Annotated in this window: 18 protein-coding genes; 11 read left to right on the forward strand and 7 right to left on the reverse strand. The window is 54.3% G+C overall.

Annotation, left to right across the window (positions count from 1 at the left end):
• Positions 1–57 precede the first annotated feature (57 nt).
• From FDX01_RS22425 to tamA, 3 genes are read right to left on the reverse strand one after another with little or no spacing between them, the layout of a single operon-like run.
• Positions 58–402, reverse strand: coding sequence for a gamma-glutamylcyclotransferase (locus tag FDX01_RS22425; RefSeq protein WP_096758538.1), 345 nt, complete (start codon positions 400–402; stop codon positions 58–60).
• A gap of 2 nt (positions 403–404) precedes the next feature.
• Positions 405–4,181 (reverse strand): autotransporter assembly complex protein TamB, encoded by a 3,777-nt coding sequence (gene tamB, locus FDX01_RS22430; protein ID WP_137400484.1) that lies wholly within the window; start codon positions 4,179–4,181, stop codon positions 405–407.
• Positions 4,178–5,911: an autotransporter assembly complex protein TamA gene (gene tamA / locus FDX01_RS22435; protein ID WP_115259591.1), complete on the reverse strand. Its 1,734-nt coding sequence runs from the start codon at positions 5,909–5,911 to the stop codon at positions 4,178–4,180. Before tamA ends, tamB begins: the two co-directional genes overlap by 4 nt.
• 212 nt (positions 5,912–6,123) lie before the next feature.
• On the opposite strand from tamA, the gene msrA reads away from it, so the two are divergent.
• Positions 6,124–6,762 carry a peptide-methionine (S)-S-oxide reductase MsrA gene (gene msrA, locus FDX01_RS22440; protein WP_115259592.1) on the forward strand — a complete coding sequence of 213 codons (639 nt, stop codon included), beginning with the start codon at positions 6,124–6,126 and terminating at the stop codon, positions 6,760–6,762.
• Between the two features lie 47 nt (positions 6,763–6,809).
• On the opposite strand, the gene FDX01_RS22445 is transcribed toward msrA, so the two are convergent.
• Complete coding sequence (locus FDX01_RS22445) at positions 6,810–7,862, reverse strand: LacI family DNA-binding transcriptional regulator (RefSeq protein WP_117342413.1); 1,053 nt, start codon at positions 7,860–7,862, stop codon at positions 6,810–6,812.
• 189 nt (positions 7,863–8,051) lie between these two features.
• Between FDX01_RS22445 and FDX01_RS22450 the strand changes: the two genes are divergently transcribed.
• The 7 genes from FDX01_RS22450 (at position 8,052) to FDX01_RS22480 (ending at position 16,840) form a co-directional block, all read left to right on the forward strand.
• Positions 8,052–9,212, forward strand: a complete 1,161-nt coding sequence (locus FDX01_RS22450; protein WP_137400485.1) for a Gfo/Idh/MocA family oxidoreductase — start codon at positions 8,052–8,054, stop codon at positions 9,210–9,212.
• 10 nt (positions 9,213–9,222) lie between these two features.
• The gene (locus tag FDX01_RS22455; protein ID WP_137400486.1) at positions 9,223–10,404 is read left to right on the forward strand and encodes a Gfo/Idh/MocA family oxidoreductase; all 1,182 of its coding nucleotides are present in this window, start codon (positions 9,223–9,225) and stop codon (positions 10,402–10,404) included.
• Entirely contained in the window at positions 10,404–11,471 is a 1,068-nt protein-coding gene (locus FDX01_RS22460) for a Gfo/Idh/MocA family oxidoreductase (RefSeq protein WP_115259595.1), read from the forward strand. The genes FDX01_RS22455 and FDX01_RS22460 overlap by 1 nt, the downstream gene beginning before the upstream one ends.
• 10 nt (positions 11,472–11,481) lie before the next feature.
• On the forward strand, positions 11,482–12,504 hold the full coding sequence (locus tag FDX01_RS22465; protein WP_137400487.1) for a Gfo/Idh/MocA family oxidoreductase: 1,023 nt from the start codon (positions 11,482–11,484) through the stop codon (positions 12,502–12,504).
• 206 nt (positions 12,505–12,710) lie between these two features.
• Positions 12,711–14,255, forward strand: coding sequence for an MFS transporter (locus FDX01_RS22470; protein WP_096758546.1), 1,545 nt, complete (start codon positions 12,711–12,713; stop codon positions 14,253–14,255).
• Between the two features lie 10 nt (positions 14,256–14,265).
• On the forward strand, positions 14,266–15,336 hold the full coding sequence (locus FDX01_RS22475; RefSeq protein WP_137363251.1) for a 1,4-beta-xylanase: 1,071 nt from the start codon (positions 14,266–14,268) through the stop codon (positions 15,334–15,336).
• A 166-nt stretch (positions 15,337–15,502) separates the two neighbouring features.
• A complete protein-coding gene (locus FDX01_RS22480) occupies positions 15,503–16,840 on the forward strand; it encodes a hemolysin family protein (protein WP_096758548.1) in 1,338 nt (445 codons plus the stop codon).
• A gap of 83 nt (positions 16,841–16,923) precedes the next feature.
• Here the strand turns inward: FDX01_RS22480 and FDX01_RS22485 are convergent, their stop codons facing one another.
• The gene (locus tag FDX01_RS22485; RefSeq protein ID WP_003025710.1) at positions 16,924–17,130 is read right to left on the reverse strand and encodes a DUF1107 domain-containing protein; all 207 of its coding nucleotides are present in this window, start codon (positions 17,128–17,130) and stop codon (positions 16,924–16,926) included.
• Between the two features lie 326 nt (positions 17,131–17,456).
• Here FDX01_RS22485 and FDX01_RS22490 point away from each other — a divergent pair, with 326 nt between their 5' ends.
• A complete protein-coding gene (locus FDX01_RS22490; RefSeq protein WP_096758549.1) occupies positions 17,457–18,014 on the forward strand; it encodes a YtfJ family protein in 558 nt (185 codons plus the stop codon).
• On the opposite strand, the gene cysQ is transcribed toward FDX01_RS22490, so the two are convergent.
• Positions 18,004–18,744, reverse strand: coding sequence for a 3'(2'),5'-bisphosphate nucleotidase CysQ (gene cysQ / locus FDX01_RS22495; RefSeq protein WP_115259599.1), 741 nt, complete (start codon positions 18,742–18,744; stop codon positions 18,004–18,006). The two genes, FDX01_RS22490 and cysQ, sit on opposite strands and share 11 nt — an antisense overlap.
• Positions 18,745–18,933: 189 nt before the next feature.
• On the opposite strand from cysQ, the gene FDX01_RS22500 reads away from it, so the two are divergent.
• Positions 18,934–20,877, forward strand: a complete 1,944-nt coding sequence (locus FDX01_RS22500; RefSeq protein WP_137400488.1) for a 2',3'-cyclic-nucleotide 2'-phosphodiesterase — start codon at positions 18,934–18,936, stop codon at positions 20,875–20,877.
• Positions 20,878–20,972: 95 nt separating this feature from the next.
• On the opposite strand, the gene FDX01_RS22505 is transcribed toward FDX01_RS22500, so the two are convergent.
• A complete protein-coding gene (locus tag FDX01_RS22505) occupies positions 20,973–21,347 on the reverse strand; it encodes a helix-turn-helix domain-containing protein (protein WP_137400516.1) in 375 nt (124 codons plus the stop codon).
• An 88-nt stretch (positions 21,348–21,435) separates the two neighbouring features.
• On the opposite strand from FDX01_RS22505, the gene FDX01_RS22510 reads away from it, so the two are divergent.
• Positions 21,436–22,284 carry an SDR family oxidoreductase gene (locus FDX01_RS22510; RefSeq protein ID WP_137400489.1) on the forward strand — a complete coding sequence of 283 codons (849 nt, stop codon included), beginning with the start codon at positions 21,436–21,438 and terminating at the stop codon, positions 22,282–22,284.
• Positions 22,285–22,310 lie beyond the last annotated feature (26 nt).

Below are 22,310 nucleotides of genomic sequence, written 5' to 3' on the forward strand. Positions count from 1 at the left end.
TGACTGGGGATTCCTGCGTCGCCGCCTTGATGCAACTCGAAATCCATCAGGTATATGTTAGTACTTGTCGCGGTCTAACCAGTTACCGCTTTCTATCAGCGTTAACCCATCTACCGGACGTTGATATACATACATCCATGCACTTCCGTAAGGCGTCTGAATTAACTGGCGTGCGTACTCTCCGCCGCGCGAGCGCAGCGCATCAAGCTCTGCCAGCGTGGCGTTATCAATACGATAAACTTCCCCGTGTACCGTTCCGTTTCCCGGAACCGCGCCTGGATAGTGGCCCAGACTGTACAACTGGTAGTTATCGATGCTGAAATTACCCAGCAACTGGGCGTTGGTCATCCAGTGGCTGTTACCTTGCTTGGTACGTAAACTACCATAAACAAATATTCGCATTGCTAAAACTCGAACTGATAGAGCAAATCAAGTGCCTGATCAACGCCAGACACAGCTTCCAGATATAGCTTAGGCATCAGACGATAACGTAGCGTGAGTGTCGCTAAAGAGTCAAATATACCCACACCATATTTCACCTGCAGACCTGGCAGTACATATCCGCTGACAACCACCTGAGATGAATCGCCCACCCCTTGCGTGTCCAGCGCCAGATTGCTTACGCCAAACGTCTCCCCGATTTTACCCACAATCTGACCACTTTGTGCAACCCCTAAGCCAATAAGCATAGACGTCATTGCCGCACTATCGCTCTGTTCGCTGTCCAATCCTTGCCCGCGCAGCAGGTAAGAGAGCGCCATTTGCTGCGACATCGCCGGGTCGGAGAAGATTTCCGCTTTCGGTTCATCTGCCGTACCCGTTACGCGAACACCGGCGATCACGTCGTCTTCGGTGGCATCCGGGTTACGAATAGCCTCGATATTGAGCAACGGCTGATCCGGTGGACCGGAGAACAACAGCTCACCTTTACGTACAATCAAATCCTGACCATACGCATGGAAGCGGCCGCTTGGGATATTAATCTGCCCATTGAGGCCCAGCCCCTGCTTATCCTGTGCCACTTTGAGATCGCCCGTCAAACGTGCTTTCAGACCAAAGGCATCGATACGCACGTTGTTGCCGACGTGGATGTTCAGGTTGCTGTTGATCGGGATCCCGGCGCTCTGCGGTTTCTCCGGCTGTAGATTGTCATTGAGCATCACCATATCACTGGAAACACCGACTGCGCTTTCCGGCAGGTCGTGCACCACAATACGCGCCCACGGCACATCAACATTGCCGTTCAGAGTAAACAGGTTCGGCGTGGCTTCAAATTCCACATCCGGCGAGACATCCAGGCGCACCATTGGCGGCACGGTGATACGCACCCGGCTGCCTTTGGCCGCAATGCGCGCTCGCCAGTTGTCTAGTTGACTCCAGTCGGCGTCACCGCTCAGGTTTATCTCTCCCTGCTGCGTGCGCACCACGCCCGCAATTGTCGAACGGGTCCCGGTGAAGTTAACGGCCAACTGGCTGGGTTGCATGTCAAACGGCATAAAGTTGCCGTCAACGTCCAGGCCGCTCAGCTGCAACTGGCCGAGCAATTGTGGACTTTGCAGGTCACCTCCGAGGCGCAGGTTGGCGTTTAGCATCCCGGCGGCTTTTTCGCCGCGCGAGAAGATAGGGTTCACCATCGCCAGATTGAAATTGCGGATATTGACGTTCCCGCCCAGATTGCGTCGTCCTTGCGGGTCACTTATCTGCACCTGACCGTCAAACTGGCCGTTATTGGTCAGGCGGATAAGCCAGCCCAGTTCGGCACGGTTGTTGTGCAGGTCGGCGGTGAGATTCAGCGTGTCAAACGCCACCGGCAGCGGGGCATCGTTGACGCTTTGTGTCACCTTCACATTACGTCCATTCAGCGTCACCTGCCCCTGCGGCAGTCCTTCTTTGGTGGTGTCCCAGCTCACATCGGCCTTGCCTGTGAACACGCCGCTGGCCTGGGTGGCATCCGGCATAAACGGTTTCAGCATCGCCAGATCGAAACGGTTAAGGTTCACCACTGCGCGACCTTCCGCTCCGGCATCTATCGTCTGCGGTACGCACAGTTCCGCATTCGGGTTGTTCCAGCAGTGCGGCCCGATGCTGATTTTCTGTTCCTGATTGCGGTAATCCAGCGCAATGGCGCGGTTCAGTGACCACGGACCAACCGGGGTCTGGAAGCGGGTATTGCTTAATTCCCCTTTCCAGCGCTGCTCTTTGCGATCAAAACTCCCGGCCAGATCAAGCTGTCCCGAAACCGGCTCGCCCTGAATACGTAGCTGCAGCTCATGCTGCTTTTCGCTTCCTTTGGCGTTCAGCGTAACCAGATTGATGTTCACATCAGGTTGCACAATCCGCTCAACGCGCACGTTGAGGTTACCGGCAATCTGCTCCGCTGATTTCACATCGCCTTCAACACGCACCTGAGCCACGGACAGTTCCTGCCAGCGCAGGCCACGGGCGGTGATATCCGCCAGCAGTTCCGGCGCCTCTACCGTACCACGCACCTTGACCTGCCCCTTCGCCGTGCCGCCCAGCCCCGGCAGCGCGTTATCCAGACTTGGGGCATCAATTGTCGCGTCGAGATTGAGATCTTTGACGCCCAGTTCACCTTTCACCTCAGCGCTGTTGCGCCCCAGTTCCAGATGCAGGCCGGGGATGGTCCACTGCAGGTAGCTGTTACCCTTCAGCGAGCCGTTCACATTGACCTTGTTCTGCTTCACGTTTCCGCTCAGCTTCAGTTCTGGCACCTCCATCTGCCAGCTTCCGCCGTACAGGCTACCGCGGGTTTTGATCACACCATTCAGTTTCGAGGGCCAGTCCGGCACCTCTTTCGCCGTATTGATGCCGTCCAGCGTCAGCTCCCCGCGCCAGCTAATGGCTTGCTGCCAGTCCACCAGCGCTTTCAGCTCGGTTTTACCTTCCAGCGCGGCAACGCTAAGTTTGTCGAGATTGATCTGCTGCTCATTGCCTTTGGCATCCAGCGTGATGGTCGCCGGAGGAATATCCTGGCCTTTCACGGCGGCATGCATCGAGAGCGTATAGTCGGTCATCTTGCCGGTCAGTTTGAGCTTGATGTCATCGGCCTGGAACTGCTTGTCGCCGGTAAATGGCCAGTAAACCTGCTTACTCACCACCTCCAGATTGAGCGGTAATCCCGCTTCCGCCAGACGTGTCTGTGCACGCAGATCCATGTCCACCGGACCAGACAGATTGACACCCACTTCCAGCTGGTCACGCAGCGCGCCGCCAACCTTCAGCTTCACCTTCTCGCCTTTTAACGGTTCGATGTTCAGCGTGCTGTTGAGGGTAATATCAACCGGCCATTTGTCGGTCAGTTGCGCCGTACCGCTGGCCTTCACTGCCCCCTGGCTGGAGTCGATATCCAGCGCGTCGAGCTTCATGTTGCCGTCAATGCTGCTCACCTTCAGCAGCATGCTGTGCACCGTTAAATCCGTATCACCGGTGACGCGCAACTGCTCACCGCGAAATTCTTCGATATTAAGATTCAGCGGCAGATGAACGTCGGTCATTTCCGGCAAAACAGGTTTTGAGAACAGATCTTTCAACGTTTCGCCCAGCGGTTTTTCATCCGGCTGCGGGTTTTGGATCTTCGGTTCCACCACCTCTTCCTGCGCCACGTCCGCCACTTTTGGCAGGGCGATTAACAGCCCCTGCAATGACGTAGGTTTCAGGGTCAGCGTTTTTTCCTGCCAGTTCAGTCCGGAGGTAAAATCCAGCACCGACACCGTGGTGTCATCGATTTTGATATTGATGTTGTTAAGCGCCACGCGGGAAAGCGTGATCGGGTAAGGCGTGGAGAGGTTTAGCGGGCCGCTGTCTTCTTCCTCAACCGGCGCAGAAGGCGGCATCTTTTTGCTGTCGATCGCCACGTTGATGTCTTTCAGCGACAGATCGTTGACGCACAGGCTGCTGTCCCACAGGCAGTTAAGACCAACGGCCAGATGCACTTCACCGGCATTCACCGCCACACCAGGTTGGTCGTAGCGAATATTTTTAAGCGACAGATCCCGCCAGCCGCCGGTGACCTGGCCAATCTCCAGCCCTGGAACCCAACGATTAGCGGCCTTGAAGACCAAATGCAGGCCCGAGGTCGTGCCGACGAGGAACGCCACGGAGCCCAACAACAGCAGGATAACAATCAATACGCCGAGGCTTATCTTCTTCCATAAACTCATAATTCAGGCCCCAGACCGATGTAAAACTGTAAACCATGTTCATCTTTGTCGCCGATCGGCGCAGCTAAATCGAGCTTGATCGGCCCAACCGGTGACTGCCAACGAACGCCAACCCCGGCACCGGTTTTGAAATCGCTGCGGCGGATATCGCTCACCGCTTCACCGCTATCCACAAACATCGCCCCCCACCATTTACCGGTTACGTTGTACTGGTATTCCAGCGATCCGGTCGCCAGCTTGGAGGCCCCTTTCAGCTTCCCGTCACTCCCTTCAGGCGAAATAGATTTGTATTTATAGCCGCGAATACTGCGATCGCCCCCGGCGAAGAAACGCAGGTCCGGCGGGACTTTGTCGAAATCGCCGGTTTCAATCCAGCCGAGGTTGCCACGCATCACAAAGCGATGGCTGTCGTACAGCGTACGGATCCAGACGTTTTGCGCCTGAAAGACGGAGAAGTCGACGTCAGAGCCCCAGGCGGTATTGGAGTAATCAATGGAATAGCGCTGGGAATCACCCCAGACGGGCATCAGGCCGCCGCGCGAGCGCGTCCGGCTGATCATCACGCCCGGATACAGCAGCATCGTGGTGTTGGTAACGTTACCCTGTGTAAAGTGGTCGAGGCTCCAGCGCAGGTTGATCGCACGCTGCCAGCCGCTGGAAAGGTCCCAGTAGCGGGAGACGGCAAGCGTGGTTGAGTCCTGCTCGGTGTCGTTCAAATCGGTACGTTTAAAGCCCCCCTGCACCAGGTAATACTGCTCCAGCGGGTTCTTTAACAGCGGCATTTTATAGCTGAAATCCAGGACCTGCTCCGGCGCAGAGATACTGGCACTGGTGGTCAGGCTATGGCCGTAGGAGTTCATCCACGGCTTTTTCCACGTGGTTTTTAACCGTGGCCCGACGTCAGTTGAATAGCCCACCCCGGTTTCAATGGTGTTTTCCGTGCGTGGTGAGACCACACCTTTCAGCGGTAACACTTTGGTTTCGCGGGCTTTGTCGAACTCTGGTGCCACAACGACAGAATTAAACCAGCCGGTTGCTGAGAGACGGCGGTTCAGCTCCGCCAGGTCTTTGGATTCGTACTCTTTGCCCTCTTTGAACGGCACCAGGTTTTGCAGGTACTCATCGCGAATTTGCGAACCTTCAAAGGTGACATGACCAAAGCGATAGCGCTCACCGCTGTTGTAATCGATATCCCAGAACGCCTGGCGACGATCGAGCGCAATCCCCAGCTGGCTTTTATTAAATTCACTGTCAAAGTAGCCTTTGCGCAGCGCCACGCTGGTTAATGACTTTTTGAAGCTGTCATAGTCTCCTTGATTGAGCACCGTGCCGATTGCCGGACGCGTTTTCAGCAGATCCAGGTAATCGCTATCGGTGCGCGCCCCGCCGCGTAAAACAACGTCGGTTCCACCAATAAGTACCGGCTCTCCGGGCGTCACTTTAGCGATTAATACCTGACGTCCCTTCGCCGGCGGCGGACGCAGTTCAAAATCAATGGTCGGCTCAAAATAGCCCAGCGCTTTTAACCCTTCGCGAATAGCGTCATCAACGCGCGCACGAAAACGTCGGTCCGGTGTGACTTCATCACTTTGAATCGTGGACAACTGCGCACGGACGTTTTTCTCCAGCGGTCCCGATAATCCTTCGACCTGTAAGCGAACATTTGCGGCGACGGCCGGGCCGCTTAAGCACAGCAACCCCACCCAACACAACTGACGGATATGTGGCACATTTTCTCCTGAATATCCTTTTTTCCCACCCCTGGAAAAAAATACTCTGCCGTTCCTCGGCTTAACAAAAAATCAACAATAAGAGTTGAAAAACAGACGGCAACCCAAATATTTCTTATGTTTAACTCTAGACGTATTCACGCCAGTTATTGTGGGCAAAGACGCGTCTTGTTACAACCTTAACCCAAATGACTGATTTCGGGAGAACGGCCATGAGTTTATTTGATAAAAAGCATCTTGTTTCTCAAGCAGATGCTCTACCTGGACGCAACACCCCGATGCCCGTGGCAACGCTGCATGCGGTGAACCAACATTCGATGACCCACGTACCCGAAGGGATGGAAATCGCCCTGTTCGCGATGGGCTGTTTCTGGGGTGTGGAGCGTTTGTTCTGGTCTTTACCCGGCGTTTACAGCACGGCTGCCGGGTATACCGGCGGCTACACGCCTAACCCAACCTATCGGGAAGTCTGTTCTGGCGAAACGGGCCATGCCGAAGCGGTGCGTATCGTTTATGACCCGCATGTTATCAGCTACGAGCAACTGCTGCAGGTGTTCTGGGAGAATCACGACCCGGCGCAGGGCATGCGTCAGGGCAATGACCAGGGCACGCAGTATCGTTCGGCCATTTATCCGCTCACGCCGGAGCAAAAGAGTGCAGCAGATGCCAGCCTCGCGCGTTTTCAGGCGGCGATGACCGCTGCGGGCGATGACCGCCACATCACGACAGAGATTAATACCGCCACGCCGTTCTATTATGCCGAGGACGATCACCAACAATATCTGCATAAAAACCCTTATGGATATTGTGGCATTGGCGGCATTGGCGTGTGCCTGCCGCCGCAGAACTAATCTGCTGCTGCCCGATGGCGCTACGCTTATCGGGCCTGTCGGGTCAACTATTGCTCCCGAGCCAGCGCGGCATGGCGCGTGGCATTGGCGACGGTTCCCCTTTCCGTCACTTTGCCCTTGAGCAGCAGATTAAACACCGGCGCAGCCGGGCGATTGAGGCGGTTTTGCAGCAAATGCACCGCTTCTACGCCTAATGCCCGACAGGGAATGGTAATGCTGGTGACCGCAGAAACCACATGGCCATCCAGTTCTTTGACGTCCGTGGTCATCAGCGAGATATCATCGGGAATGCGTACCCCCAACGCTTCCAGCACGCGACGAACGCCGCTGGACATTGACGCCCCGGCACAGAAAATCACTTCCGGCCATTCGCTCTGCGGCAGTTCACGTAGCCGGTCGCTAATCGCCTGTATCGCCTCTGGTTCAGAAAATCCTTCCGTCACCAACAGATCGCGCCGGGCATCAAACGGCACCTGATACTGCCGATAGATCTCCTTTATGCCTTCCAGACGCCAGTACAGGGTTTCACGTCGTAGGCTGGTGACGTGGAGAATGCGCCGATGCCCCTGCTCAAAAAGATACTGCACCGCCTGGTTGCCAATCGATCGGTGATCGGGCGAGACCGCGTCCAATACCCCTTCTTTATCCTGTGAGTTGATCAGCACGCAGGGTTTTCCCAGCGACTGCGCCAGCTTATGCACGGTGGGGTCATCAATGCCGATGAGAATAATGGCGTTGATATTCTTGCTGTTGGCCTTTTGCAGAAAGAGCTTGATGTCGGCTCGCTGCTCATCTAACCCGCAGTAGCTCAGATAGACATCATGCGGCGCAATAGCTTCAGCAATACCGCGCGTCACTTCGAGGTAAAACACATCGCCCTGCGCAATGAATGTGCGCTGTGGAGCGAAGACCGCAATCCCGTTGATCAGCAGCCGCCCGCAGGCCAGCGTATCAAGCACCCCTAGCTGGCGCGCACATTTCACGATGGCTTCCCGAGCTTTATCGCTGGTACAAGACTTCCCGCTCAATACCCTCGACACGGTACTCACGGAGAACCCGGTTAAGGCAGCGATTTCATCCATTTTTAGCTTGCCTGACATTCTGTGACCTCGCTCGCAATCTATCTTTGCAAGTTTTTGCAAACCTAGTTCATTGACTCTAAAACACTTTTTTAATATCTGTGCGAACTTCTTCCTCATCCTGCAACCGCTCTCACAAAATCACATTGTCGATATTCCAGGCGTTTCTTATGGTCCGCTTATCCCTTATTTCTGATGAAAAGGCCTGATATGAAAAAATTACGCTTTGGCATTATTGGCGTGGGAAATATTGGCACCGTCCACGCCCGCTATCTGCTGGCTGGGACCGTAAAGGACGCCTGCCTGACGGCGGTCTGCGATAATAACACCGACAAGCATGCCGCTATTCGCCAGTTGGTAGGCGATGCGGTTGCACTGTTTATCAGTGCTGAGGAGATGCTGAACAGTGGGCTTGTCGACGCGGTTATCGTCGCTACGCCGCACTATGCGCATCCGGGTTTATCGATGATGGCGATGCGTCTTGGCATTCATACGTTGTGCGAAAAACCGGCCGGGGTCTGTACCGCGCAGGTCCACGAGATGAACACCTGCGCCCGAGAATGCGATGTGGTGTTCGGCATGATGTACAACCAGCGCCCGAACCCGCTGTATCAGAAGGTGAAAGATCTGATCGACAGCGGCGAGCTGGGCGAATTGCGCCGCTCCAACTGGATAATCACCAACTGGTATCGCTCACAGAGTTACTACAACTCCGGCGGCTGGCGCGCGACATGGAAAGGCGAAGGCGGCGGCGTGCTGCTCAATCAGGACCCGCACCAGCTTGATTTGTGGCAATGGCTGGTCGGTATGCCCATACGCTTGCGCGCGTTTTGCCAGTTTGGCAAACACCGCCAGATTGAAGTAGAAGATGAGGTCACCGCCTACGCGGAATACGCCAACGGTGCAACCGGCGTGTTCATCACCACCGTCGCCGAAACCCCCGGCACCAACCGCCTCGAGATCGTCGGCGATCGCGGAAAAGTGGTGGTGGAAGAAGGCCGCCTGCGCTTCTGGCGACTGCGTGAATCCGAAACCGACTTCAACGCCCGCTGGCAAAACGGCTTTGGCGAGCCGGAGTGCTGGGAAGTGACTATCCCTACCGCACCAGAATGCAGTGAGCATCATGTCATCACCGCCAATTTCACCGCCGCGGTCCTGCACGGCGAACCGCTCATCGCCCCTGGTCTGGAAGGCATTCGCGGCCTGACGCTGTCCAACGCCATGCATCTCTCTACCTGGACCGATGACTGGGTTGAGTTACCTATTGACGAGCAGCGCTATGCCCGGTTGTTGCAGGCGCGTATCGACTCATCGGTCGAGAAAACCACCGCCAGCCGCACGCTGGACGCCTCCGCAAGCTGGCAGCGTTAAGGGGATGACCATGCTGAATATTGCCATTGTCGGCACCGGAAACATCTCCCATAACCACATTCAAAGCTATTTACAGTTTGCGGATCGCTGCCGGATCGTCGCGCTGGTCGACATCTGGCCGGAAAAAGCCGAAGAGAAGAAAACGCGCTACGGCCTAAGCGAAGCACGGGTCTACAGCAGCCATCAGGCCATGCTGGACGCGGGTATTAATGTGGACGTTGTCGACGTCTGTACTCCGCCGTACGTCCACGCCGACATCAGCATTGATGCTCTGCACGCGGGCAAACACGTGCTGTGCGAAAAACCGATGGCCGCCTCGCTCGCAGAGTGTGATGCGATGATTGCCGCGCAGAAAGCCAGCGGAAAAATGTTATCGGTCATCGCACAAAACCGCTTTACCGATGCCTTCTGGCGCTTAAAAGCCGCCGTTGATTCCGGCCTTGCGGGCAAAATTTGCCACGCACAGGTGGACTCGTTCTGGTGGCGCGGGCATTGCTATTACGATCTGTGGTGGCGCGGCACCTGGCAGAAAGAAGGCGGCGGCTGCACGCTGAATCATGCGGTACACCACATCGATGCAATTCAGTGGATGCTCGGCTTCCCGAGCGAAGTGGTAGCGATGATGAGCAATGTCGCCCATGACAACGCGGAAGTGGAAGATCTCAGTGCGGCCATTTTCAAATATTCAGACGGGGCGCTGGCTCAGCTCACCGCATCCGTTGTGCATCATGGTGAAGATCAGAAAATCGTTATTCAGGGCGAAAAGGCGCGGATCTCCGCCCCGTGGAAGGTGTATGCCAGCCAGTCGGCGGATAACGGCTTTCCACAAGCGGACAATAATCGCGAACTGGAAGAGCAACTGGACGCGCTGTTTCATGCCATGCCTGCGCTTCAATGGACGCTGCATAGCGGACAAATCGACAACCTGCTCAGCGCTATCGAACAACAGACGCCCCCACTGGTCGACGGGGAACAGGGTAAACGTTCGCTGGAGCTGATTACCGCTATCTACAAATCCGCCATTACCCGCACGGTGGTAACGCTGCCCATCCCCAGCCACGACGATTTTTATCGTACCGGCGGCCTGATGGCAAAAGCCCCGCATTTTTATGAGAAATCCGCCTCCGTGAGCAATTTCACGGAAGTCGGTGCTATCCCTCTGGGTAAAGACTTAGATTCAGGAGCAGAGTAATGAACAAGACAGATGGAATGAACTACGCCCCGACCGGCAAACCGCAGCCGGTGGTAAAACCTGGTGAGTTTGTGATTGCCGCTGCCACGCTCGACCACGGTCATATCTACGGGATGTGCAACGGGCTGATCGAAGCCGGAGCCACCCTGAAGTGGGTGTACGACCCGGACCCGGCGAAAGTGGAGAAATTCCTGCAACAGTACCCGCAGGCGCAGGTGGCTGACTCACTGGAGACCATTCTCAACGACCGCGATGTCAGACTGGTCGCCGGGGCGGCAATCCCCTCTGAACGCTGCCCGCTGGGACTAAAGGTGATGGCGGCGGGTAAAGATTATTTCACCGACAAAGCACCGCTGACTACTCTCGAACAGCTGGAAGACGCCAAAGCTATGGTGGCCAGGACCGGGCGCAAGTACGCGGTTTACTACAGCGAGCGCCTGCACGTTGAAAGCGCAGTTTTTGCGGGCGATCTGGTCAAGCGGGGGGCAATAGGCCGGGTGATCCAGACCCTGGGCACCGGCCCGCATCGTGAAGGCAGCGGACGTCCGGACTGGTTCTACGATCGACGCTATTTCGGCGGCATTCTGTGTGATATCGGCAGCCATCAGATTGAGCAGTTCCTGTTTTACACCGACAACCTCGAGGCGCGTGTGGTCGCAAGCCAGGTGCGCAACGTTAATCATCCGCAGTATCCACAGTTTGAAGACTTTGGCGATGCGATGCTGGCGGGCGAGAACGGCGCAACGGGCTATTTCCGCTGCGACTGGTTCACGCCGGACGGCCTCAGCACCTGGGGGGACGGACGCCTGACGCTGCTGGGCACTGAGGGCTATATCGAGATCCGCAAGTATGTCGATATTACCCAAGGTGAACAGGATGTGGTGTATCTGGTTAATAAAGAGGGGGAATTCCGCTATCCGGTCGCCGGTAAGGTAGGGTTCCCGTTCTTCGGCGAGTTTATTCTCGACTGCCTGAACCGTACCGAAAACGCCATGACCCAGGCCCATGCGTTTAAAGCCGCCGAGCTGTGCGTGAAGGCGCAAATGCTCGCCAATGCGCATGCATAATGGGGGCAGCATGAAAACGTTAAATGCCGCCATTATTGGTGCCGGTACCATCCACCGTAGTCACGTCAACGCCCTACGGCTCTTGCCGGGGGTGACGCTACGCGCGCTGGTCGACACCGACAGCGTCAACGGGCTACAGCAGGCGATGACCTATAACTGCCGCTTTTATCCCAATTACCGGGAAATGCTGCTGGATAACGACATTGACGTCGTGCATATCTGTACGCCGCATTTTGAGCATAAAAATATGATTCTCGCCGCCCTTGCTGCCGGGAAGCATGTGTTTTGCGAAAAACCGGTAGGCATGAATGGAGGGGAAGTTGCCGACATCGCTGACGCCGCAGCCTCGGCGCCGGGACTGCTGGGCGTGTGTTACCAAAACCGGCTGAATCCCACCAGCCTACGCATACGCGATGAACTGGCGAAAAATACACTTGGTAAAATGCTCAGCATGAAAGCCGTGCTGACCTGGTCACGCTCCGGGACGTACTACAGCGACAGTCCGTGGCGCGGGCGTTTTGCCCGCGAAGGCGGCAGTTTGCTGATTAATCAGGCCATTCATACTCTCGATCTGATGCAGTGGTTCGCCGGGGGCGTCACACGCTTAAAAGGCGTGGTGGATAGCAGCGAACTGGCAGCGGTGACGGAAGCAGAAGACAGCGCGATGGCAACGCTGCATTTTGCCAACGGTGCACGTGGCCTGTTTTACGCCAGCAACTGCAATACGCTCGATTCGCCGCTGCTGCTGGAGATCCACTGTGAAAACGGCATGCTTCAGCTAACTGACAACGCGCTATGGCGCGTCACAAAGGACCAGCGCCTGAAGCTGGAAAGCGATGGTTCACCAGACGGCAGCGCCAAAAGCTACTGGGGTCTTGGTCACCAACTGGCCATTCGCCAGTTCTATCATGCTATTACCCATCGCGGTCAGACAGAATATATCGATATCCATCAAGCCCAAAAATCGCTGTTGATGGTGGACGCTATTTATCGTTCATCTCTGACGCGACAATGGATAAATATTAATAATTAAAATTCATTAAGCATTCCATAAGTAAATAAATAAGCCGGGTAATACCGGCATACAGATACCCTATACACAAAATCATTCAAGATGCTTTAAGGCGGCAAGTCTGGTAACGCCCAGGCGCTTACATAAGTAAGTGACTGGGGTGAGCAGGCGTAGCCAACAAAGAGGCTGCTTGAAGGATGACGTATATATACACTGGAAAAATAATTATGGTTAAACCAACTGAACGCAGAGTCGGTTATGGCGTGGCAATTGGCTACGGCATCACTGATTTATTTGGCGGCGGGGCTTTCGCTATTATCGGCACCTGGCTGTTATTTTTTTACACTACCTATTGCGGTTTAAGCGTCCTGGAGGCAGGTTCCATATTTGCTATTGCCCGCGTGATTGATGCTTTACTCAGCCCGATTATGGGCTACGTCACCGATAATTTTGGCAATACCTGGCTTGGGCGGAAATTTGGCCGTCGCCGCTTCTTTTTATTACTCAGTTCGCCGCTCATGTTTCTCTATGCCCTGCTGTGGCTGACCGATATGGGTTACTGGTATTACCTGGGAACCTATTTGTCGATTGAATTGCTGTCGGCCATGGTACTGGTACCGTGGGAAACCCTGGCAGCAGAGATGACTAACCGTTACGAAGAGCGTAGCCGCCTTTCCGGCGTGCGCATGATCTGCTCGCAGCTCGGCGGCTTTCTGGCCGTCTCGGTTCCCGGCATTCTGATGCAGTTTACGGGCAAAGATAATCCGTTTACCTACACCCTGACCGGGATTATCTTTTCCGTCGTTTTCTGTATCGCCGTGTTTATTACCTGGCGCTGCACATGGGAGGCCAAAGATGTGCAAGAGGAGACATTTAAAACGGACCTTCAGCGCAGTAGCGGATTGTTCAATCATCTGAAGTACCTGGTACTCGATCTCTTCTCCTCGTTCAAAATTCGCGCCTTTCGTTTGCATATTATTATTTATATTTTCTCTTTCACCGCGATGGATGTATTCGGTTCAGTATTTACCTTTTACGTTATCTATTGTTTGAATCAGGATGCTGCATCGGTTTCCGGCTGGTTAAGCATTGCCGCGTTTGCGTCGGTGTTTGGCACCTATGGTTTTATGCTATTACTGAATAAACTCAATATTACGCCGTCCGCGGCGCTGCGACTCTCTTATAGCTGTATATTTGCGGTGCTGGCATTTTTATTTATTATCTATTACACCCAAACTCAGGTCTCCAACGTGTTGTTCTCCGCCGTCTTTATTCTGCTCGGCATAGCGCGCTCGGGTCTCTATTATATTCCGTGGAATATTTACAGTTTTATCCCCGATATCGACGAGATGGTGACCCAACAGCGGCGCGAAGGCATTTTTGCGGGCGTAATGGTACTCACCCGCAAAAGTACCGTGGCTATCGCTATCCTGCTGATCGGCATGGTGCTGGAGGAGTCGGGTTTTGTGAAAGGCAGCGGCGCCCAGCCTGCAATGGCGCTGCACGCCATTATCGGCTTGATGATCTTTGCTACCACCGCGCTGCTGGCCGTCAGTTTCTACACCACCTACAAATTCAAGCTCACGCGTGAGACGCATAAATTGCTGCTCAAAGAGATAGCCCGCCGCAAGCTGGGAGGCAACTATCGCGACTGCGATGAGGAAACTCGGGTGGTGATAAAGCAGCTCACCGGCTACGAGTACGATGAAGTCTGGGGTGGCACTGCAACACAGCGGGCCACGGGACGCGTCAGTCTTTCAGAAGCAGAATAAGGAGCGCATCATGTATAAACCCTGGAGCAAAACGCAGGCACAGCGCTGGCATCAGCAGCAACCCTGGGGCTGTGGTTTTAACTATTTACCACGTACAGCGGTCAACTGGCTCGACATGTGGCAAGCCGAGAGTTTCGATATCCACACCATCGAACAGGAACTTCGCTGGGCCAGCCAGTACGGCTATAACCAGCTGCGAACGAACTTACCGTTTACCGTCTGGCAGCATGACCGCGATGGCCTGATTGGCCGTATCGACACCTTTCTAAGCATTGCACACGCCCACGGTATCAAGGTGATGTTGACGCTGCTCGACGACTGCGCCTTTTCCGGCGATGAACCGTTTATCGGCCTGCAAAAAGCCCCGGTTCCCGGCGTGCATAATAGCCAGGCGGCGGGCAGTCCGGGACGGGCCTGCGTAATGGACAGAACCTGCTGGCCGCACATTGAAGCCTACGTTCGCGATATCATTCGATACTATCGTCATGACTCGCGCATCTGCGTCTGGGATCTCTACAATGAGCCCGGCAATGGCGGGATTTTCTGTAGCACAGGTGAATTTGCCCGTTACGACGACCGGCTGGAAATTTACGCCTTGACCCTGCTAACCCACCTGTTTAGCTGGGCGCGACAGGAGTCGCCGTCTCAGCCCCTAACCGTCGCCGCCTGGCATATTGACGATCGCGCAGCATGCGGGAACGCCTTTACCCATCCGATAGATGTTGCCGCACTGCGACTTTCAGATGTCATTAGCTACCATGCGTATGTTGATACCCCAGGCCAACTGTCTCTTTTGTCACAGCTTGCTGAGTTTGGCAGACCGGTTTTCTGTACCGAATGGCTGGCCCGCCACGTTGGTAGCCGAATAGAAGAACAGCTGCCGCTGTTTAACGCGCAGCGCGTTTCCAGCTATCACTGGGGGCTGGTACAGGGCAAAACGCAAACCTGGCTACCGTGGCCGGATATCGAGCTCAACGACAAGACCGCACAGCTATGGTTTCATGATGTCCTGAAGCCAGACGGTTCACCCTATTGCGAACAAGAGATGCAGACCGTACGCCGGATTAACGCCGTTGGATAAGCCGCAATAATCCCCCTCTGGCGACTTTACAGTACCTTACGCTATACTAGCTTCTGAATTTACCGGCTCACTTCCACGAGCCGGTCTTTAGTTTGAATTCAATATAGATTCATACGGATTTATCCATTTCCCTTCCGAGGATCTGGCCTTAACGGCTGGATAAGATATGTTAAACAGTATTTTAGTCATTCTCTGCCTGATCGCCGTGAGTGCGTTTTTCTCGATATCCGAGATCTCGCTTGCCGCATCACGCAAAATTAAACTTAAGCTGCTTGCCGATGAAGGCAACATTAATGCGCAACGCGTAATGAAGATGCAGGAAAACCCCGGCATGTTCTTCACGGTGGTGCAAATTGGCCTTAACGCCGTCGCCATTCTTGGCGGTATCGTGGGTGATGCAGCATTTTCCCCGGTCTTTTACGGCCTTTTCTCAAAGTACTTTGCTCCAGAACTGTCCGAACAACTGAGCTTTATTTTGTCGTTCTCGCTAGTAACGGGTCTGTTCATCCTGTTCGCGGATTTAACCCCGAAACGCATCGGTATGATTGCGCCAGAAACTGTGGCTTTGCGCATCATCAACCCGATGCGCTTCTGTTTAATGGTGTTCCGTCCGCTGGTGTGGTTCTTCAATGGGCTGGCAAACAGTATTTTCCGGCTGTTCAAGATCCCAATGGTGCGTAAAGATGACATCACCTCCGATGATATCTATGCCGTATTTGAAGCCGGTGCGCTGGCGGGTGTCTTGCGTAAGCAGGAGCATGAGCTGATCGAAAACGTGTTCGAACTGGAATCCCGTACCGTACCGTCATCCATGACCTCACGTGAGAACGTCATCTGGTTCGATCTGCACGAAGATGAGCAGAGCCTGAAGAACAAAGTGGCGGAACATCCACATTCCAAGTTTCTGGTGTGTAACGAAGATATCGATCACATCATCGGCTACGTGGACTCCAAAGATCTGCTGAACCGTGTGCTGGCCAACCAAAGCATGGCGCTGAACAGCGGCGTACAGATCCGCAATACGCTGATCGTCCCGGATACCCTGACGCTGTCTGAGGCGCTGGAAAGCTTTAAAGCCGCAGGCGAAGACTTTGCCGTTATCATGAACGAGTACGCGCTGGTGGTGGGCATTATCACACTGAACGACGTGATGACCACGCTGATGGGTGACTTAGTCGGTCAGGGTCTGGAAGAACAGATTGTGGCGCGTGACGAGAACTCCTGGCTTATCGACGGCGGTACGCCCATTGATGACGTGATGCGCGTACTGGATATCGACGAGTTTCCGCAGTCCGGCAACTATGAAACCATCGGTGGTTTTATGATGTTTATGCTGCGTAAAATCCCGAAACGTACCGACTCAGTGAAGTACTCAGGCTATAAATTCGAAGTGGTGGACATCGATAACTACAAGATCGATCAGCTGCTGGTGACGCGTCTGGACAGCAAACCCACCGTTCTGGTGCCAAAGCTGCCGGATGCGAAAGAAGACGGCGCGGCATAAGTTTGCCGACCTGAAAACATCAACGGCTCCTGTTACAGGAGCCGTTTTTTATAGACTACTTAAACTACCGCATAGCACTTTGATCAAGCCATCTCAGTTTGCAGACGCAAGACCTGACGGTTAACTTCGGACATAACAGAAAAATGCAGTTTGTCCTTCACTTTTGGGATAAGAATCTTACCCTTATCAAATTCAAAAGCGCCTACGTCCTTGATATATAACCGTCCACGAAACAGGATCTTCACGTACTTCGCCACCTGCAGCGGGTTGTACCGTTGGAAAATTTTCATTGTTGTCTCCTGCTGAGCATTACGCCTTTGCGGTACCACAATCGGTCCGACAATCCTCAGGCGCAAATTTTAATGCCATATGACTATAGACTATCTCTACGTTGTTTCCAGCGTGTATAAGTTTATTTACCTTCAGGTTACAATTATTCAGAATTATCTTTTCAACGTTTCGCTGTCCTCAGTATAAGCCTTCATTTTTCACAGGATTTGTGCGCTCGTCCGCAAACTGGCATTGCGCTTGCGGGAAAAAGCATCAATCGCACATATGCTTAAACTCCACACCCAAGTGGTCGGATCACCTGCAAAATAAGAAAGAAGGAAACACCATGACCTTACAAAAACTGCTGGCACTGTCGTGCCTGTTGCTGCCGATGATGGCCTCTGCCCATAAATTTGAAACCAACCAGCGCGTGCCGCCGGTCGGGATCGCCGATCGCGGCGAACTGATTCTTGATAACGATAAGTTTAGCTACAAAAGCTGGAATAGCGCGCAGTTGCCGGGGAAAGTTCGCATTGTGCAACACATCGCCGGACGCACCTCGGCAAAAGAGAAAAACGCCACATTGATTGAGGCCATCAAAGCGGCGAATCTGCCACACGATAAGTATCAGACCACCACCATCGTTAACACGGATGATGCCATTCCCGGCTCCGGCATGTTTGTACGCAGCAGCCTTGAGAGCAACAAGAAGCTTTACCCGTGGTCACAGTTTATTGTCGACAGCAACGGCATCGCGCGTAAAACCTGGCAACTGGACGAAGAGAGCTCAGCCATCGCGGTCCTCGACAAAGACGGTCGCGTTCAGTGGGCGAAAGACGGGGCGTTAACGCAAGAAGAGGTGCAGCAGGTTATCGCCCTGCTGCACAAATTGCTCAGTAAATAGAGACCCGGAAGCCGGGGTTAAGGAACGATTCACGCGGGGTGTAATCCAACGGTTTACCCTGCCAGTCGTGAACGTGCGCTCCGGCTGCCGCGGCAACGGCGTGGCCTGCTGCGGTGTCCCAGACGTTGGTCGGCCCAAAACGCGGGTACAGCTGTGCCTGCCCTTCTGCCACCAGGCAGAACTTCAGCGATGAGCCAATCGACGTGGTCTGGTGCTCACCGAGCTGTTGCAGATACTCTTTTAGCTCGTTGTCGGCATGCGAACGGCTTATCACCACCAGCGGTGGACGCGCGTCGCGCACCTGGATTTGTTTATGCACGCCGCACTCTTCTTTCCAGGCTTTACCTTCGGCCGCGCTGTACATCACCTTCATTACCGGGGCATATACCACGCCCAGTACCGGTTTTCCTTTCTCGATCAGCGCGATATTAACGGTGAACTCACCGTTACGTTTGATGAACTCCTTGGTACCATCCAACGGATCAACCAGCCAGTAACGCTGCCAGTGCTGGCGGATATCCCAGCCCGGCGGGTCCTCTTCTGACAACACCGGAATATCTGGCGTCAGCGCCTGTAATCCTGCAAGGATCACCGTGTGCGCGGCAATATCCGCCGCCGTGACCGGAGAATCATCCTGCTTGCTGGTGATTTCTATCGGTTTGATTCCATCGTAGACCTGCATAATGGCATCGCCCGCGTTCCGTGCAAGCTGGCATACATGTTCTAGCATTCTCCACCTCATTTATAGCAGCGGTGTTAACTCGTTGTTTTACTTATACCCGATCGTCAGAGGATCCGCCAACTGTGATAGCGCCTGCGGTTTTAAACGCTCTATTCATGGCATGATTCACACTTCTGTAAGCAATAAGCTGTATATACATTTTCTTTTGTGGCCTGGTTCTAAAAAGGATGCCCCCTGATGATTAAGTTTAGTGCAACGCTTCTGGCCACGCTGATAGCGGCCAGCGTGAATGCCTCAACCGTCGATCTGCGCATAATGGAAACCACTGATTTGCATAGCAATATGATGGATTTCGATTATTACAAAGATACGCCAACGGAAAAATTCGGTCTGGTACGTACGGCAAGTCTGATCAATGCCGCCAGAAATGAAGTCAAAAACAGCGTACTGGTCGATAACGGCGATCTGATTCAGGGCAGCCCGCTAGGAGATTACATGGCGGCGAAAGGGCTGAAAGCCGGCGAAACGCACCCGGTTTATAAAGCGCTGAATACGCTGGATTACGCGGTCGGCAACCTCGGCAACCATGAATTTAACTACGGTCTGGAGTATCTGCATAAGGCGCTCGCAGGCGCGAAGTTCCCTTACGTTAACGCCAATATCATCGACGTTAAAACCAAAAAACCGCTTTTTACCCCTTATTTGATTAAAGACACCGAGGTGGTCGACAAAGAGGGTCACAAGCAGACGCTGAAAATTGGCTACATCGGTTTTGTGCCACCGCAAATCATGACCTGGGATAAAGCCAATCTCAGCGGCAAAGTGACAGTGAATGACATCACCGAAACCGCACGTCAATACGTACCGGAAATGCGGGCCAAGGGCGCGGATGTGGTCGTCGTGGTGGCTCACTCGGGCCTTTCTGCCGACCCGTATCAGGCTATGGCGGAGAACTCGGTTTATTACCTCAGCGAAGTACCGGGTGTTGATGCCATCATGTTTGGTCATGCTCACGCCGTGTTCCCGGGGAAAGACTTTGCCAACATCAAAGGCGCAGATATCGCTAAAGGTACCCTGAACGGCGTTCCGGCAGTAATGCCAGGCATGTGGGGCGATCATCTGGGCGTGGTGGATTTGGTGCTGAATAACGACAGCGGGAAATGGCAGGTCACCCAGGCGAAAGCTGAAGCCCGCCCGATTTATGATGCGGCGGCAAAAAAATCCCTGGCCGCTGAAGACACGAAAATCGTTGAGATCCTGAAAGCCGACCATGACGCCACGCGCGAATTCGTCAGCAAACCAATCGGTAAATCGGCCGATAACATGTACAGCTATCTGGCACTGGTGCAGGACGATCCAACCGTGCAGGTGGTGAACAACGCGCAAAAAGCTTACGTTGAACGCTTTATTCAGGGCGATCCGGATCTGGCGAAACTGCCGGTACTTTCCGCCGCCGCACCGTTTAAAGTGGGCGGCCGTAAGAACGATCCGGCCAGCTTTGTTGAGGTGGAAAAAGGCCAGCTCACCTTCCGCAACGCCGCCGATCTGTACCTCTATCCCAACACGCTGGTAGTGGTAAAAGCCAGAGGTAAAGAGGTGAAAGAGTGGCTGGAATGTTCCGCAGGACAGTTTAATCAGATTGATATTCACAGCAGCAAACCGCAGTCGCTGATCAACTGGGATGGCTTTCGTACCTATAACTTCGACGTGATCGACGGCGTAGACTATCAGATTGATGTGTCACAACCCGCCCGCTACGACGGCGAATGCCAGACGGTCAACCCGCAGGCAGAGCGTATTAAGCATCTGACCTTTAACGGTAAACCTATCGACCCGGACGCTACCTTCCTGGTAGCAACCAATAACTATCGCGCCTACGGCGGTAAGTTTGCCGGTACCGGCGACAGCCATATCGCCTTTGCCTCACCGGATGAAAACCGCTCGGTGCTGGCCGCGTGGATAGGGGCCGAGACGAAGCGTGCCGGTGAAATTCACCCGGCGGCGGATAATAACTGGCGTCTGGCGCCGATCCACAGTGAGACGAAGCTGGATATTCGTTTTGAAACCTCGCCGTCCGATAAAGCCGCCACGTTTATCAAAGAAAAAGGACAGTATCCGCTGCAAAAAGTCGCCACCGACGATATCGGTTTTGCGATTTATCAGCTGGATTTGAGTAAGTAATTTTAGTGCCGGATGCGACACAATAGCGTCTTATCCGGCCTACGCATGAAGCCGACTTGTAGGCCGGATAAGCGCAGCGCCATCCGGCACATCGTTCACCCCGTGATCCGCTGCGCCAAAACCTGCGGTAAATTCATTTCTATCCAGTCCGCCAGTGCGGCAACTTTATCACTCACCTGCTCACCCAACGGCGTCAGACTGTATTCCACGTGCGGCGGTACCACCGGATACGATACCCGGTTGATAAACCCGTCCTGCTCCAGCGCCTGTAAGGATTGCGCCAGCATCTTTTCACTGACACCGCCCATCTTACGGCGCAGATCGCTAAAACGGTGCGTGCCGTCGCGCAGCGCCACCAGAATCAATACTCCCCAACGGCTGGTAACGTGTTTTAACACCTCGCGGGAAGGACACTGTTCAGCAAATAAGTTGCCGTCGCGCAGTTGCTGAGAAAGCGTCGAATCTGTCATTTTCATACTTACCTTTTTGTGCGTACTTACTAAAAGTAAGTTTAGGTGTTAGCGTGAGTCAACACAAGACAAAAACCTGGAGTTCCTCATGATTGCGATTACCGGCGCCACTGGCCAACTGGGCCAACACGTTATTGAAAACCTGCTGAAAACCGTTCCCGCCAGCCAGATTGTGGCGATTGTGCGTAACCCAGCGAAAGCCGCTACCCTCAGCCTGCAGGGTATTACCGTCCGCCAGGCGGATTACACCGACGAAGCCGCCTTTACCACCGCGTTGCAAGGCATCGACAAACTGCTGCTGATCTCCTCAAGCGAAGTCGGACAGCGTACCCCACAGCACCGCAACGTGATCAATGCGGCGAAATCTGCACGAGTGAAATTCATCGCCTACACCAGCCTGCTGCATGCCGACACCTCCCCGCTGGGGCTGGCAGATGAACACCTGGCAACCGAGAAGATGCTGGCAGAATCCGGCCTCGATTACGCGCTGCTGCGTAACGGCTGGTACAGCGAAAACTATCTCGCCAGCGCCCCCGCCGCCCTCGAGCACGGCGTGTTTATTGGTGCCGCCGGAGACGGCAAAATCGCCGCCGCCACCCGCGCGGACTACGCTGCTGCCGCCGCGCGCGTCATCAGTGAAGAAGGCCATGCCGGGAAAATCTACGAGCTGGCGGGAGATGAAGGCTGGACGCTGAGCCAGTTGGCCGCCGAACTGGCTCAACAGAGCGGCAAAAAAGTGGTGTATCAGAACCTTAGCGAGGCCGATTTTGCCGCCGCGCTGAAAGGGTTTGGCCTGCCTGCCGGACTGGCAGAAATGTTGGCCGACTCTGATATCGGTGCCTCAAAAGGTGGACTGTTTGACGACAGCCATACGCTGAGCACACTGATTAAACGCCCGACCACATCGCTGGCGGAGAGCGTCAGCGGCATCGTATAACTGTTAAAATTTGGTTAATTACGGTG

The organism is Citrobacter sp. wls613 (genome assembly GCF_005281195.1).
Taxonomy (GTDB): Bacteria; Pseudomonadota; Gammaproteobacteria; order Enterobacterales; family Enterobacteriaceae; genus Citrobacter; species Citrobacter gillenii.

What these genes read in the sequence shown, in the direction of transcription:
- FDX01_RS22480 (WP_096758548.1), top strand. Translation starts at nt 15,503, where the DNA reads ATGTTAAACAGTATTTTAGTCATTCTCTGCCTGATCGCCGTGAGTGCG.
- FDX01_RS22490 (WP_096758549.1), top strand. Translation starts at nt 17,457, where the DNA reads ATGACCTTACAAAAACTGCTGGCACTGTCGTGCCTGTTGCTGCCGATG.
- msrA (WP_115259592.1), top strand. Translation starts at nt 6,124, where the DNA reads ATGAGTTTATTTGATAAAAAGCATCTTGTTTCTCAAGCAGATGCTCTA.
- FDX01_RS22445 (WP_117342413.1), bottom strand. Translation starts at nt 7,862, where the DNA reads ATGTCAGGCAAGCTAAAAATGGATGAAATCGCTGCCTTAACCGGGTTC.
- cysQ (WP_115259599.1), bottom strand. Translation starts at nt 18,744, where the DNA reads ATGCTAGAACATGTATGCCAGCTTGCACGGAACGCGGGCGATGCCATT.
- FDX01_RS22485 (WP_003025710.1), bottom strand. Translation starts at nt 17,130, where the DNA reads ATGAAAATTTTCCAACGGTACAACCCGCTGCAGGTGGCGAAGTACGTG.
- FDX01_RS22465 (WP_137400487.1), top strand. Translation starts at nt 11,482, where the DNA reads ATGAAAACGTTAAATGCCGCCATTATTGGTGCCGGTACCATCCACCGT.
- FDX01_RS22460 (WP_115259595.1), top strand. Translation starts at nt 10,404, where the DNA reads ATGAACAAGACAGATGGAATGAACTACGCCCCGACCGGCAAACCGCAG.
- FDX01_RS22470 (WP_096758546.1), top strand. Translation starts at nt 12,711, where the DNA reads ATGGTTAAACCAACTGAACGCAGAGTCGGTTATGGCGTGGCAATTGGC.
- FDX01_RS22510 (WP_137400489.1), top strand. Translation starts at nt 21,436, where the DNA reads ATGATTGCGATTACCGGCGCCACTGGCCAACTGGGCCAACACGTTATT.
- FDX01_RS22475 (WP_137363251.1), top strand. Translation starts at nt 14,266, where the DNA reads ATGTATAAACCCTGGAGCAAAACGCAGGCACAGCGCTGGCATCAGCAG.
- FDX01_RS22505 (WP_137400516.1), bottom strand. Translation starts at nt 21,347, where the DNA reads ATGACAGATTCGACGCTTTCTCAGCAACTGCGCGACGGCAACTTATTT.
- FDX01_RS22455 (WP_137400486.1), top strand. Translation starts at nt 9,223, where the DNA reads ATGCTGAATATTGCCATTGTCGGCACCGGAAACATCTCCCATAACCAC.
- FDX01_RS22425 (WP_096758538.1), bottom strand. Translation starts at nt 402, where the DNA reads ATGCGAATATTTGTTTATGGTAGTTTACGTACCAAGCAAGGTAACAGC.
- tamB (WP_137400484.1), bottom strand. Translation starts at nt 4,181, where the DNA reads ATGAGTTTATGGAAGAAGATAAGCCTCGGCGTATTGATTGTTATCCTG.
- FDX01_RS22450 (WP_137400485.1), top strand. Translation starts at nt 8,052, where the DNA reads ATGAAAAAATTACGCTTTGGCATTATTGGCGTGGGAAATATTGGCACC.
- FDX01_RS22500 (WP_137400488.1), top strand. Translation starts at nt 18,934, where the DNA reads ATGATTAAGTTTAGTGCAACGCTTCTGGCCACGCTGATAGCGGCCAGC.